The following is a 13,637-nucleotide window of genomic DNA, read 5'->3' as shown; positions in this document are numbered from 1 at the left end:
AAATAAATATTTCTGGTGGCGATACCGCAGAGGACACACCCGTTCCCATACCGAACACGGAAGTTAAGCTCTGCAGGGCCGATGGTACTTGGGGGCTGACCCCTGGGAGAGTAGGTCGCTGCCAGAATTAATTTTTATAAAGCCCAGGGCAGGTAAAAGCCGTGGGTTTATTTATTAATTATTTTAAGATAAATATTGATTTTTACTGCAGCCTATACTATAATTTGTATTGTGGTACAGTGGTATGACCATCATGCCGGTTGAGAAATGTTTCCCCTCGCAAGCATTACTCTACGAAATACTGTTAAAACAAATTAAAGGTTTTCCATGCTAGCCTCAAACTTGTTAGTTTGAGGTTTTTTGTTTCTATAAAAATAGCTGTGGGTTCTAATCCTATTCGAGGAGCCGATACAAAACCGTTAGGTATTAATACCTAACGGTTTTGTAAGTACTCAAATTTTTAAGCCTTCTACTTAATTACAACCATATTAGCAGTGGCAAACTATAGATCATATAATGGGTAAAGCTGTATTACAATAATTCATCAATTACCCAGAATAAATCTATGGTCCTGATTATGCCCACCGGGACATCATTTTCCAATACCGGAATGAAGTTTTCATCCTGAGAAAACATTTTTTTTACAGCATCCTGGATTGTCTGGTGGGCATTAACGGTAACCAGAAAAATAGGGCGCATAATTTCTTTTACCTTGACCCCTTCAGCCTGGTGTATACGGTTTATAAAGAACCAACTCCAGGAAGCGGATTTTAACCAAGGGTCGTTATAATGGTCTTTTAATTCAACTGCTTTCAATAAATCATGCAAAGTCAAAATTCCTGTGAAATCACCTTCATTGTTTAATACCAACAGGGTTTGATGTCCATAAGAGCTGCCGGAATCATTGTGAAAGATGGAAGTTCTTAATGTACGAATGGCCGTGTGAATAGAATCTTCTTCACACACAGTTAAATAATCATCTATGGGGATCATGACATCCCGTACAAGCAGTTTTCTGGGCATAGTACCTCCCCTTTAAAACCTGTTTATTTTGTGGGTTTTATATCATATTTCTGCATCCGGTACAATAAGGTGGGGCGTGTGATGCCTAAATATTTTGCTGCCTTGGTCTGGTTATAATTATGTTTTTCCAGAGCTTTTATAATTAACTGTTTTTCCAATTCAATTAAAGAAATACCGTTGTCAGGAAGTTTCAGTATTGGGTCTTGAATTTCCTTTGTGCTGTCAATTAATTCTTTAGGCAAATGGATGGGTTTGATTTCTGACTCCTGGCAAACGATGGAGGCTCTTTCAATTACATTTTGCAGCTCACGTATATTTCCCGGCCAATCATACTGGGAAAGTATTTTCATTGCTTCGGCGGATATTTTTTTAGCTTTGGAAGGGTTAAACTTTGCCAGGAAGTGATTAACCAGCAAGCTGATGTCTTCTTTACGTTCTCTTAAAGGGGGAAGATTAATTCTCATCACATTCAAGCGGTAGAATAAATCTTCTCTGAAACTACCCTTTGCTATTGCTGCAGACAAGTCGGAATTTGTAGCCGCGATAACTCGGACATCTACGTTGATTGTTTCCGTTCCACCCACTCTTTCAAAGGATTTTTCCTGTAATACTCTCAGTAACTTTACCTGCATATTGATAGGCATTTCGCCTATTTCGTCCAAAAATATAGTGCCTTTGTCGGCTATTTCAAAACGTCCTTTTTTCCTTGACAATGCACCTGTAAAAGCACCTTTTTCATGGCCGAAAAGTTCGCTTTCTAAAAGCTGTTCCGGCAGGGCGGCACAGTTTACCACCACAAAGGGTTTATCGGCCCGGTTGCTGGCTTGGTGAATGGCGACTGCTGTTACTTCTTTTCCTGTCCCGCTTTCCCCAGTAATAAGAACAGTGGTATTTGTTTTTGCAACCTGGCGGATTAAAGTATTTATTTCTTTCATGGCGTCACTCTGCCCGATCATCCTGCCGTATTTCATACTCAGTTCCTTGCGGAAATAATCTATTTGATCCTGCAGATGGTTGACACGCAGTGCTTTTTTAATAATTACTTTTAATTCTTCCAGCTTAAAGGGCTTTGTTATATAATCTTCTGCTCCGATTTTCATCGCTTCAATGGCTGTTTCTATTGTACCGTGAGCGGTAATCATAATTACCGGGATATTGGAATTATACTCTTTTATTTTTTGCAGTACTTCTATCCCATCAATGTCCGGCATTTTAAGGTCCAGTATCACCATTGAAGGATCTTTATCCATGACGAGCTTAATTCCTTTTAAACCTTTGGTGGTGGTAATAACCTGGTAACCCTCTTTGCTTAAAGCACGTTCTAAAGCCCAACACATTCTTTCTTCATCATCAATTACCAGAATTCGTGGTATCATTGATTCTGCCTCCTTCAAAAACCTTTTGCATAAGTGGGAGTTTGATATTAAAAGCGGTACCTCTTCCTGGCGTGCTTTTTACTTCAATGCTTCCATTATGGAGTTGGATGGTTTGATAACATATGGATAAACCTAAACCCGTTCCGTTTGATTTTGTGGTATAAAAGGGATCAAATATCCGGGAAATTTCTTCCGGGGGAATGCCTGTGCCGGTGTCAATAAATTTTATTATTATGCTGTCATTTGACAACCCGGTGGAAATTTTAAGTTGACCGCCGCCGGGCATTGCTTCAGCGGCGTTGATAATTAAGTTTACAAACACTTGTTTAAGTTTTTCTGTATCTGCTGGTATTTTTGGTAGATTTTCCTGCAGATCTAATTCAACTTTAATTTTTTGTTTTCTCAGCATGGCGGAAGAAAAGGAGAGTACCCCTTTTAGGGAATCATTTATAGAGCATTCTTTCATTGTAAAATTATCCGGCCGGCCAAAATCCAGCAGTTCTTGTATAACCATATTCTGCCTATTGATTTGTTCATCGATGGCACTGGTGTATTCGTCAATTCCGCTCAGTTGAGAATACTCATCTTTCATTAATTCCACCAGGGTTTTAATAATGCCGATGGGATTTCTTAACTCATGAGCTACTCCGGTTGCCAGGCGTCCCAAAGAAATAAGGTGTTCTGATCGTCTTAGTTGGTCTTCTAATTTTTCTTTTTCCACTAGGCTTAAAGCCATTTTATTCACCGCTTTGGCAACCTGCCCCAATTCTCCCGGCATTTCCGGCAGTTTGTGAGTGATATCCTTTTCCATTTTCTGAAGTTCTGATTTTAGGCGGTTTACACTGCTGATAATATTTCGCACTATCAGCAGTGTGCCGATAGTTCCCAATGCAAGTATGGCAAGGATGAAATAGCGGACTAATTTTCTGAAATAACTGCTCTGAGCAAAGATAGGATTTAGCCTTTCTCCTGCCCACATTACTGCTACAACCTTGTTATCAAGAATAATTGGTGAGATGTATTCAACCACCTGATCATCCCATGTGTCAGTTATCCTAAAAAGAGATTCTTTGCTCATTTCAGCAGCTACTAACCCCGACTTGGTTGATTTAAAAATCTGTTTTTCACGCAGTGCTTCTTCTTCTTTGGAAAGATTGCGGTAATTATGTAAAAATCCCAAAACAGAAATTTTATCAGAATTAGGAACATAAAGGCCGAAGCGTATTCCGGAGTTGGCTGGTACATGGGGGGTGACAACAGCGCTGAAAGTATTGTGAAGGACAACGGGTGTAATATTGCTGCTGTCAAAACCTGATTTTATAAGTCTGTTTGTAAACTCTTCGCTTGTACTTTCCACCAGTGCTTTAAGCCGCTGTTCTTTGTCTAAAAAAATTCCATGTTCTGTTTTAGAAGCAAAAAAATAGTCATAAATTAATGCTACCAGTGGTACGAGCATTATGGCTGTGATTATAATCACTATTTGATTGGTTAAACTTTTACGGCGGAAAAATAATAAATAATTTTTATTTCCCAAAATTATCCCCCTTTTTGGGAAACTGTTATTTAGTGTATTATATCATTCATGCAGTTGTAGGAAAAGATACAATTTGGATTTATGCCTTTAAAATAGGGTGTTTTTTAAATTTGTTTGTTAATTAATTGTTAATTTAACAAAAAATGTGTAGCTAATGCTACACTTTTTTGTTTGCGTTCATGTTAAAACATGCTGGATTGGCTGCAAATCCGCCATTTGAGAATTGGCATAAAATTTGCAATATACAATTAGGTGAGAAGTATCTATGAGAAGTAAATCACAAGCAAAGGGGGGCAGAGAAGGGCAGAGAAATTTTAAGCACCTTGTTAGAAAAGTTAATAAGCACTTTGTATTAAGGAGGAGTTAGTATGAGTAAAAAATCAAAACCAAGTTTTGTCAGAACTCTTGTATTCTTGCTTTCAGCAGCAGCAGCCTATGTTTTGATTTTTTTAAACATTGAAAAGCTGAATGCTTTTTACTTAAGTAAGCACATTATTCCTGCTATTAGCCTTTTAGGAACAATAGTTGTTGTATCATACCTGTACGGAAATGCAGTATCCTGCATACTAGGTCATTTAGGCATAGACAGCGACCATTAGAAAGGGGGAATTTCAAATGGCAGGTGCTCCTGTAGATTTAGCTGGTCAAATGATGCAGTTTATAACTATTACTCCTAAAACAGCTTTGGCTGTTGCTGGTATAGGATTTTTGGGTGGTACTTTAAGTGGTTTTCTGGGAAGCGGGGGGGCCTTTGTAATGACTCCTGCCATGATGGCCCTTGGAGTACCGGGAATTTCAGCCGTCAGTTCTAACCTGGCGCATAAGTTTGGTAAAGCGATGGTAGGTGCCAGAAAGCACTCGAAAATGGGTAATGTGGATGCCAAGCTGGGCATTTGCATGATTATATTCTTATTACTGGGAGTAAGATTGGCTGTATTTTTACAAAAATATATCTTTGCTTCCATGGGTAAAACCGGTTCCAACCTTTATATAAGTATTGTTTTTGTTATTTTACTTACCGGCCTTTCGTTGTTTATATTACGGGATTTAGCCAGAAGTAGGTCGGGTGGAAATAATAAAGGTTCAACAGGTACGCTGAAACTTGCTAAGAAAATGTCGCAGATTAAAATTCCACCGATGGTTCATTTTAAAGTAGCTAATATCAAAATATCGCTTTGGTTTCCTGCTTTAGTTGCACTGGCCACAGGTTGGTTAGCGGGTACTGTAGGGGTAGGTGGTTTTATTGGGGTACCGGCAATGATTTACCTTTTAGGGATACCCACCACGGTTGCAGCCGGTACCGAGCTGTTCTTAGCAATATTTTCCGGTGCATTTGGTTCATTCCAATATGCATTAAGTGGTTTTGTAGATATCCGCCTGGTACTGCTGCTCTATCTGGGTTCTCTGCTCGGACTGCACATCGGTGCCAATGCCACCAGAATGGTTCATGAAACAAAGATAAAGCTGGTTATGGCAATTGTCATTGGAATGTCGGCAGTAAGCAGGGCCTTTGCTGTACCTAAATATCTCAATGACTTGAATTATGTAAGCCTTTCCCAAACTGCAGCCAAAGTGTGTGATATTGCTGCTGACATTACCCTTTTTGGCGGAGCCTCAGTGGGGGCAATATTGATTCTTTGGTATGTAGCCCGTTACAGATTTGGTTTGGGCAAGCAGGCCCAGGAGTTAGAGTCAGTTGGTTTTGCCGAAAGTTCCGGTCATTAATATTTACAATCCGGTGTTAGAGGTTAATCCCTAACACCGGATATTGTAATTTGTAATTACGGTTTATAAAACTAGTTAGAAAGTTTTCGAAAGGAGTGAGGACAATGGGAGAGAGGCTGGTCAGGGATTTAATGGTACCTATTGATGAATATCCCACAATAAATGTCAATGCCACTATGTGTGAGGCTATTAAAATTTTAAAAAGAAACTTTAAAAAAGAGGCTAATAATGTTATATCCGGGCATAAAACTTTGATAGTGCATGACGGTGAAAACAAAACGGTGGGAATTGTTACTTTAAGATCATTATTAAAGGCAGTGGCCATTGAAGAAAACAAAAAGAATAAAATAGCAAATCTTGCATCGGCATTGAGTTTTTCTAAAAATAAAAAAGACATATTAAGCATCCGTGTCAAAGATATTATGCGCAGCCGGGACATTGCTCATGTTTATGAGAACCAACCGCTAACCAGGGCTATTCAGCTAATGGTTAGTAAAAAAGTTAACTCGGTACTGGTTATAGAAAATCCTGAAGTTTCAGAATTAACTTACGGAGAATATCCATTGGAAAATAACAGGGCTGTGGGGATTATTAGATCGATGGACGTCTTTGAAGTGATTGGTGATTTCTTAAACATTGATTATAAAATTGTTACTTTTCCCCATTTTTCCGGGTATACAATTGCCAATAAGACTTAATTTAACTAAATGATATAACAGCAATTTGAACGGTAAAAACTGCTGAACAATTGCCCTAAAACTTAATTTTGGGTGATAAGAAGTTAAACTTTCTGCGCATTAAAGCATTTATAACCTAAAAATAGGCATGCCCTCCATAATTTTGGTTAAATTACAAGCCCTAAGGTATAAAAAACCTCAGGGCTTTTAGTGTTTGTCCGGGAATTTGCGTGCGATGTTGATTTAAATTTATATACATAACGAATGAATTTAATAGTTAAAATATATTTTAGGTATGTAAAAACTGCAATGTAAGGAGAAAAAATATGCTGCAAAATGATATTTATGAATTTTATAGGAATTTGGATCGCGGTCTTTTTATAGACAATGAATATAAAAAATATGCCCATTATGATCAAGCACTGCCCATTGGCTTTGAACAAACAATTTCTCAACCCAGTTTAGTAATAGAAATGACTATGATGCTGGATTTAAATAAACGATGCAGAGTGCTGGAGATTGGCACCGGTTCAGGTTATCAGACTGCTTTTTTAGCCCAATTTGCAGGTGAGGTTTTTACAATTGAAAGAATAGCAGAACTATCAAAAAAAGCCCAAAAGAGACTTTCTAAATTGGGATATAAAAATATAAAATTTAAAGTGGGAGATGGATCTAAGGGATGGGAAGAACATTCACCCTATGACCGGATTATTGTAACGGCGGGAGCGGGTAATATACCTGGGGAACTTGTCAATCAATTAAAGTTGGGGGGAAAGATGGTTATACCTGCCGGAAAAGAAGAACTTCAGGAACTGCTGTTAGTTATAAAAGATGAAAATGGAAATATAAAAACAGAATCGCTGGGTCCGGTTCGATTTGTGGAATTGAAAGGGAAATATGGTTGGCATTGAGCATGGAATGGTTTAAAAGATAAATGAAAAAATTTTCTTGACCAGTGGTAGATTTACTAGTAAACTTAGTTATGGAAACTGAAGAAAATATAATAGTTTCCTGAGGAGGGGAGTTTTTGAAAGAACGTATCATACAAGAGACTAAGAAACAGGTATCCAAATTTGGTTTCAGAAGGTTTACCATTGACGATGTTGCTTTCAATTTGGGTATCAGCAAAAAGACAATATACAAGTATTTTGACAGTAAAAGGCAGCTTATCAGCGCGGTGATAGATAGTTGGTTAGAAAGGGAAAAGGAACGCACGCTGCAGATTATGGAAAGCGATGATAATTGGCTGGAAAAGCTGCAAAAGGTGATATTTTATGAAATAAAGAAGCAAATACCGCTTTGGATGATAGCTGAATTACAGCGTTTTTTCCCCGAGGAGTGGTCTAAAACCAATGCCATGGGACGGTTCAAGCATGAGCAGTTGAGGAAATTGTTAAGGCAGGGTATTGAAGAGGGAGATATTAGGTCGGATTTGCACCCGGCAGTTATTGAACTGGTGATATATAGATCAATCCATGGGCTGTTTGAAACCGATTTTTTAATTTTAAATAATTTAACGGTTAATCAGGTAAAAAAAGAAATAAAAAAGATTATTTTGCATGGAATACTAAAAAAAGATACCATGGCAGAGGAGCGGGGGGAAAAAAATGAAGAGCAAATATAAATTGTGGTTGATTCCGGTGGCTGCCATTTTGGTACTGGGTCTGTTTAAAGGGGCTATCTGGAGCAGTAGTAAACCGCAGCAGCAGCCGGGGCATGTTCATACCGTAATGACCGCCGAGGCAGTAATGGTGGATAAAGAAAATACCCTGGTGCTTACCGGCAGCATTGAAGCCAGGAATGAAGCCGTTATCAGTGCCAAATTGTCCGGTAAGGTAAGCAAAGTGATGGTGGAAAACGGTGATTTGGTACAAGCCGGTCAACCGCTGGTGCTGCTGGAAAATACCGAGTATAAAAATGGATTGACTAATGCCCGGGCGGTTTTAAAGAAGGCGGAAGCCAATTTACACAGCACCCGTCTTAATTATGAGCGCATTGAACAGCTGTACCGTGAAGGGGCGGTGGCCCAAAAGGATTTTGATGATATACAAACCGCGTTAAAAGTGGCTGAAGCAGATGTTGAAGCGGCTGCTGCCGGGGTGGCCAATGCCCAAGAATCTTTAAATAACACCACTGTTACATCACCTATTAATGGTGTAGTGGCCAACCGGGATGTCACCACCGGTGAGGTGATAAATGCCGGTAAGCCGTTAATGATGGTTGAGGATATATCATCTGTATATGCGGTGGTAAATATAGAGCAAAAATACCTGGCGGATATTAAACCCGGTTTGCCGGCTGAGGTAACGGTGGATGCTTACGGTGATCGTAAATTTAAAGGTCAAGTGGCGGTAATAAACCCTTCTGTCAACAAATCCGCCCGGGTATTTGAAACCAAAATTAAAGTGGAGAATAAAGACCATCTTCTGCGGCCCGGCATGTTTGCCCAAGTGGTATTGAAAATCGGGAAACCGGAAAAAGTGCTGGCGGTACCCCGGGAAGCGCTTACCGGTAAGCAGGGCCTGTATTTTGTTTTTGTGGCCGAGGGGGATAAAGTTAAACGCCAGCCGGTGGAAATTGGCCAGTTAATTGGTAAATTTGTGGAAATAAAGTCCGGCCTTGTTGAAGGGCAGCAGGTGGTAGTAACCAATGTCAATAAATTAAAAGACCGGGATAAGATAAATATTACCCCAAGACAGGAGGACTAGGTTATGTTTTTAACCAATATCAGTTTGAAAAGGCCGGTCTTTGCCACGGTAAGCATTTTGGCTTTGGTGCTTTTAGGACTTATCAGCTACTTGGATTTGAATATCAATGATTACCCGGAAGTGGAATTTCCCTACGTGGCGGTAACTGTGGTGCAGAGGGGAGCGTCGCCCGAACAGATGGAAACCAAGGTGGCCTTGAAGCTGGAAGAGGCCATTGGGCAGATTTCCGGGGTAAAACATATTTATACCACCGTACGGGAAGGGGTTACCACTGTGGTGGCGGAGTTTACACTGGAAACGCCGCCGGAGGTGGCTGCCCAGGATGTGCGGGATAAACTGGGTACTATTAGGGGAGAATTACCCCAGGATATTGAGGAACCTGTTATTTCCAGGTTTGACCCTTCAGCGGCGCCCATAGTATCCCTGGCCGTTACCGGTGCCAGTTCCCTTAGAGAACTGACCACCATAGTGGATGACGAGATAAAAAATAAGCTGGAAACTATAAACGGTGTGGGGGCCATAAATATTTACGGTGCAGAAGAAAGGGAAATAAAAATCTACCTGGATAAAGAAAAGCTGGCTGCTTACAATCTCACCCCTTATGAAGTGCTAAGCAGTTTGCGCAGTGAAAATATGGAGGTTCCCGGGGGAAAAATAAGCGGCAGTCACCAGGAGATTACTATTCGCACTGCCGGTGAAGCAAAAGAAGTAGAGGATTTTGCCAACCTGCCGGTGGCCCGGCGTAACGGCGTGCAGCTTTACGTCAAAGATATAGCTGCCGTGGTAGACGGAATAGAGGAGCGGGAGAGTATTTCCCGCTACCAGGGTAAGCCGGCCATTGGTATAGACGTGGTTAAGCAGTCCGGTACCAATACGGTGGAAGTGGCAGAAAAAATTAAAGCGGTGGTAAAAGAAATTCAAGGTCACCTTCCCCCCGGTGTCAGCCTGGAAATCGTTGCCGATAACTCGGTATACATCAGGGACTCGGTAAACGATGTGGCGCGCACCCTGATTGAAGGTGCTGTGCTGGCCGTGATTACCGTATTTGTGTTTTTGCGGGACTGGCGCAGTACCATGATCAGCGCGCTGGCCATTCCCACTGCCATTGTTACCACTTTTTTTGCCATGAAAGTGCTGGGTTTTACACTGAACTTCATGTCTCTGATGGCTTTGTCTTTATCGATCGGTTTGCTGATAGATGACTCTATTGTGGTTATTGAAAACATTGTACGGCATAAGCAGATGGGCAAAACCGCCTATGCAGCAGCCAAGGAAGGGGCGGCTGAAATAGGTTTGGCGGTAATGGCCACCACCTTTACCGTTGTAGCGGTGTTTTTACCCGTGGGCATGATGAGCGGTATAGTGGGGCAGTTTTTCAAGCAGTTCGGTATTACGGTGGTTTGCGCCATTCTTGTTTCACTGCTGGTTTCTTTTACACTGGTGCCGCTGCTTTCTTCCCGCTATCTGAAAGATGAGGATGATATTCCGAAAGGCCGTGTGGGTAAATTTTTGCTTTGGTTTAACCGTCGGTTTGACCAGCTCAGTGTTAAATATGCCCGTTTACTTAAATTGGTTTTGCAGAACCGTTTCAAAACCCTGGCCGCTGCTCTGCTGCTCTTTGCAGGCAGTTTGATGTTAATTCCCTTTTTGGGTTCCACTTTTGTGCCTTCGGGGGATATAGGTGAATTCAGTGTATCAGCTGATTTGGATGCCGGGCTGTCCCTGGATGCGGCGGCTGAAATAGCGGGTAAACTGGAGCAGATGATCAGCAGCTACCCGGAGGTGACAAAAACATACTCCACCATCAAGGCGGATAATGTGAATGTTTATGTCAAGTTAGTGGATAAACATGAGCGTAAGCGAAGCCAGGAAGAAATTGCTGCTGATATGAGAAGAAAATTAAATGATATTCCCGGTGCCCAGGTATCCGTAAACAAAAAAGCCGGGTTGGAAGAGGAAAAACCTGTGCAGTTCAGACTGCTGGGGGATGATATGGATAAGCTGATACCCCTGGCGGAAGAAGCTGTGCGGATTATGGAAAGCATACCCGGGGCGGTGGATGTGAGCAGCAGTTACAAGCCGGGTAAGCCGGAAGTGAGCCTGAACATTAAACAGGATGCGGCGGCAGATTTGGGAATTTCCACGGCCCAGGTGGCGGACACGCTGCGCACTCTGTTCAACGGTGTGGTGGTCAACCAGTATGAAGAAGGGGAAGACCGTTTTGATGTCAGGGTGATGCTGGGAGAGGAACAGCGCCGGAGTATAAATGATTTAAACGGTATATATTTATTAAGCTCTTACCGGGATGAAAGGGGCAACCCCGTAATGGTTCCCTTGAGCCAGGTTACCGAAACGGTGTTCAGCACCGCGCCCAGTGAAATCAAACGATTTGACCGCAGTAAGGAAATACAGCTGACAGCCAACCTGGAAGGGATATCACTGGGAGAGTTTAACAAGGAGTTTATGCAGCGGGTGGAGAAAGAGCTGAAGATTCCCGCCGGCTGCCGCATATATGCCGGTGGTGAATCGGAAAGAATGGCAGATACTTTCAGCACCATGGGGCTGGCGCTGTTTACCGGGGTGATGTTCATCTTCTTCATCCTGGCGGCGCAGTTTGAGAGCTACATTGATCCCTTCTCCATTATGCTGTCACTGCCCATGGCTGTTGTGGGAGCCATTTTCGGCCTGCTGGTTGTAGGCAGTGATTTAAGTATTATGTCCATGATCGGTATTATCATGCTCATGGGGTTGGTGACTAAAAATGCCATTCTGCTCATTGACTTTACTAAACAGGAACGGGCCAGAGGTACAGAGCGAAATGAGGCTTTACAGAAAGCGGCTCTCACCAGGCTGCGCCCCATTATCATGACCTCTTCGGCCATGATTTTGAGTATGGTTCCCCTGGCCCTGGCATTGGGCAAGGGGGCGGAAACCAGGGCCCCCATGGCCCACGCCATTATCGGCGGTTTAATTACCTCCACCTTACTAACCCTGGTGGTGGTGCCGGTGGTGTACACGCTGCTGGATGACTTAAAGAGCAAAGTAAACATTTTAAAATTACCGTTATTTAAAAAAGGTGCCTCTTCTACTTCTAAATAGAGTTAAAAAATTTTAAAACCGGTTTTCGGAATTTGAAAACGCCCGCAGCATTTTTAGCGCTGCGGGCTGTTTTTTGAACTTTTCTATTAAAATTTTTTTACATATATATTATAATTACGATTAATTTGTTTTATTAAGCAGGAATATGTTTCATAAGGGAGTGGGTATCATGTTATTCGGCAATTTTTCTTCCAACCGGTCTAAAAACACTGTTACAAATAATGCAGCGGAAGACCGGGCAGATTTTATTACCGCGCTGGCCAGTTTTTCTTTAGTTCACACCGAGTTAATTTCTTTTCAGGCTATGCTTAGGGTGCAGGAAATACACCGCAGGGCGGCTGAACTTACTTCCACCAGTGAAGAAATGGCTGCCATGACAGAAGATGTTTCTGCTTCCGTGCAGCAGATTAATGCCTCCATGCAGGAAATAGACGGTGAAGCAGGGGAAGCGATGGATAAAATTCGCAGTCTTGATGAAGTGGGCGGTAAGGTTAAAACTGTACTGGAAAGTTTGATGGGTAATGTGGCGGAATTAAGTGAGCAGATAAAAAATATCGATGCTATAAGTCAAAATGTATCTGACATAGCAGACCAAACCAATTTACTGGCGTTAAACGCTGCCATTGAGGCTGCCAGGGCCGGTGAAGCGGGCAGAGGATTTAATGTTGTGGCGGAAGAAGTGCGCAAATTGGCCGGGCAGACCAAGGAAGCCGTTAGCAACGTAAAGCAAATTTCTGAACAGATGAACATTAAGTCAACTACTACAAACGGTGATCTGGTAAATGTACAAAGTACCTTTAAGCAGTACCTGGATAATGCTGAAACTGTAAGGGATTTTATTAAATTAAATACAGAACACATCGATGAATGCACCCAAATGGTGGAGAATATCACCGGGGCGGCAGAGCAGCAGACTGCGGTATCAGAAAAATTATCCAGTGTATCCCAGGCGCTGACTGAAAACTGTGAATTTATCAGCGGGGTGCTGGGCAACGAAGCAGATAATTTATGTAAAATAGTTAACCCGTTAATGGAAATATCTAATAGCGGCAGCGTGGTGAATATTTTGGCCGCCAGGTTAATGGAGCATGCTGGCTTTTTAAGAAAAACGATGGATGAGGCGGGCAGAGGGGGAGAAGTTGTCAGTTATACCCAGTGTGCCTTTGCCAAGTGGTACCAGGAAAACAAAGGGAAGTACGGTGATATTGAGGCCTTTGTGGAAATTGATGAACCGCATCGGAGGGTGCACGAGGCTGCAGAAAGAGTATCTAAGAAATGCAGTTCGGAAAGTGTTAAAGATTTAATGAATGCTTCTGCCGATATGCTAAAAGGATTTATTAAGCTGTATCAGGCATTTAAAACATCCTAAAGTTGAACAATGCTCACCGCTGTGGGCATTGTTTTATTGTTTGCCTGGCATGTCTGCCGAGCCGATGGGTTGAAAGAAACCCTGTCGCCTAACCAGCGGGAAGACAACCTGTAAGCAAGGGCGTCA

General features: G+C 41.9%; 10 protein-coding genes, 1 rRNA gene and 1 pseudogene. 9 read left to right on the top strand and 3 right to left on the bottom strand.

Features of this window, described 5'->3' with window-relative positions; genetic code table 11:
• Nucleotides 1-11: 11 nt before the first annotated feature.
• Nucleotides 12-127 (top strand): 5S ribosomal RNA (gene rrf / locus JOC37_RS12715).
• 404 nt (nt 128-531) lie between these two features.
• On the opposite strand, the gene JOC37_RS12710 is transcribed toward rrf, so the two are convergent.
• Genes JOC37_RS12710 through JOC37_RS12700 form a run of 3 tightly spaced genes read right to left on the bottom strand, consistent with a single transcriptional unit; the run spans nt 532 to nt 3,933 of the window.
• The gene (locus JOC37_RS12710; protein WP_204619483.1) at nt 532-1,023 is read right to left on the bottom strand and encodes a CBS domain-containing protein; all 492 of its coding nucleotides are present in this window, start codon (nt 1,021-1,023) and stop codon (nt 532-534) included.
• A gap of 23 nt (nt 1,024-1,046) precedes the next feature.
• Nucleotides 1,047-2,399, bottom strand: a complete 1,353-nt coding sequence (locus JOC37_RS12705; RefSeq protein ID WP_204619482.1) for a sigma-54-dependent transcriptional regulator — start codon at nt 2,397-2,399, stop codon at nt 1,047-1,049.
• Nucleotides 2,374-3,933 carry a sensor histidine kinase gene (locus JOC37_RS12700; RefSeq protein ID WP_238480920.1) on the bottom strand — a complete coding sequence of 520 codons (1,560 nt, stop codon included), beginning with the start codon at nt 3,931-3,933 and terminating at the stop codon, nt 2,374-2,376. The genes JOC37_RS12705 and JOC37_RS12700 overlap by 26 nt, the downstream gene beginning before the upstream one ends.
• A gap of 368 nt (nt 3,934-4,301) precedes the next feature.
• Between JOC37_RS12700 and JOC37_RS12695 the strand changes: the two genes are divergently transcribed.
• From JOC37_RS12695 to JOC37_RS12660, 8 genes and pseudogenes are all read left to right on the top strand, one after another.
• The gene (locus JOC37_RS12695; protein WP_204619480.1) at nt 4,302-4,532 is read left to right on the top strand and encodes a hypothetical protein; all 231 of its coding nucleotides are present in this window, start codon (nt 4,302-4,304) and stop codon (nt 4,530-4,532) included.
• 16 nt (nt 4,533-4,548) lie between these two features.
• The gene (locus JOC37_RS12690) at nt 4,549-5,658 is read left to right on the top strand and encodes a sulfite exporter TauE/SafE family protein (protein ID WP_204619479.1); all 1,110 of its coding nucleotides are present in this window, start codon (nt 4,549-4,551) and stop codon (nt 5,656-5,658) included.
• Between the two features lie 104 nt (nt 5,659-5,762).
• Entirely contained in the window at nt 5,763-6,356 is a 594-nt protein-coding gene (locus tag JOC37_RS12685) for a CBS domain-containing protein (RefSeq protein WP_204619478.1), read from the top strand.
• A gap of 299 nt (nt 6,357-6,655) precedes the next feature.
• Nucleotides 6,656-7,246, top strand: a pseudogene (locus JOC37_RS12680) (protein-L-isoaspartate(D-aspartate) O-methyltransferase); the annotation flags it as partial.
• A 116-nt stretch (nt 7,247-7,362) separates the two neighbouring features.
• Nucleotides 7,363-7,959 carry a TetR/AcrR family transcriptional regulator gene (locus JOC37_RS12675; protein ID WP_204619476.1) on the top strand — a complete coding sequence of 199 codons (597 nt, stop codon included), beginning with the start codon at nt 7,363-7,365 and terminating at the stop codon, nt 7,957-7,959.
• The gene (locus JOC37_RS12670; RefSeq protein ID WP_204619475.1) at nt 7,943-9,043 is read left to right on the top strand and encodes an efflux RND transporter periplasmic adaptor subunit; all 1,101 of its coding nucleotides are present in this window, start codon (nt 7,943-7,945) and stop codon (nt 9,041-9,043) included. Before JOC37_RS12675 ends, JOC37_RS12670 begins: the two co-directional genes overlap by 17 nt.
• A 3-nt stretch (nt 9,044-9,046) precedes the next feature.
• Nucleotides 9,047-12,142: an efflux RND transporter permease subunit gene (locus JOC37_RS12665; RefSeq protein WP_204619474.1), complete on the top strand. Its 3,096-nt coding sequence runs from the start codon at nt 9,047-9,049 to the stop codon at nt 12,140-12,142.
• A 169-nt stretch (nt 12,143-12,311) separates the two neighbouring features.
• Nucleotides 12,312-13,511: a methyl-accepting chemotaxis protein gene (locus JOC37_RS12660; protein ID WP_204619473.1), complete on the top strand. Its 1,200-nt coding sequence runs from the start codon at nt 12,312-12,314 to the stop codon at nt 13,509-13,511.
• The last annotated feature ends 126 nt before the right edge of the window (nt 13,512-13,637 follow it).

The organism is Desulforadius tongensis (genome assembly GCF_016907915.1).
GTDB classification, from domain to species: domain Bacteria; phylum Bacillota; class Desulfotomaculia; order Desulfotomaculales; family Desulfohalotomaculaceae; genus Desulforadius; species Desulforadius tongensis.
Note: the sequence above shows the minus strand (reverse complement) of the source record. Positions and strands in the feature narration are given on the sequence as shown.

What these genes read in the sequence shown, in the direction of transcription:
- JOC37_RS12670 (WP_204619475.1), top strand. Translation starts at nt 7,943, where the DNA reads ATGAAGAGCAAATATAAATTGTGGTTGATTCCGGTGGCTGCCATTTTG.
- JOC37_RS12660 (WP_204619473.1), top strand. Translation starts at nt 12,312, where the DNA reads ATGTTATTCGGCAATTTTTCTTCCAACCGGTCTAAAAACACTGTTACA.
- JOC37_RS12710 (WP_204619483.1), bottom strand. Translation starts at nt 1,023, where the DNA reads ATGCCCAGAAAACTGCTTGTACGGGATGTCATGATCCCCATAGATGAT.
- JOC37_RS12695 (WP_204619480.1), top strand. Translation starts at nt 4,302, where the DNA reads ATGAGTAAAAAATCAAAACCAAGTTTTGTCAGAACTCTTGTATTCTTG.
- JOC37_RS12665 (WP_204619474.1), top strand. Translation starts at nt 9,047, where the DNA reads ATGTTTTTAACCAATATCAGTTTGAAAAGGCCGGTCTTTGCCACGGTA.
- JOC37_RS12705 (WP_204619482.1), bottom strand. Translation starts at nt 2,399, where the DNA reads ATGATACCACGAATTCTGGTAATTGATGATGAAGAAAGAATGTGTTGG.
- JOC37_RS12685 (WP_204619478.1), top strand. Translation starts at nt 5,763, where the DNA reads ATGGGAGAGAGGCTGGTCAGGGATTTAATGGTACCTATTGATGAATAT.
- JOC37_RS12690 (WP_204619479.1), top strand. Translation starts at nt 4,549, where the DNA reads ATGGCAGGTGCTCCTGTAGATTTAGCTGGTCAAATGATGCAGTTTATA.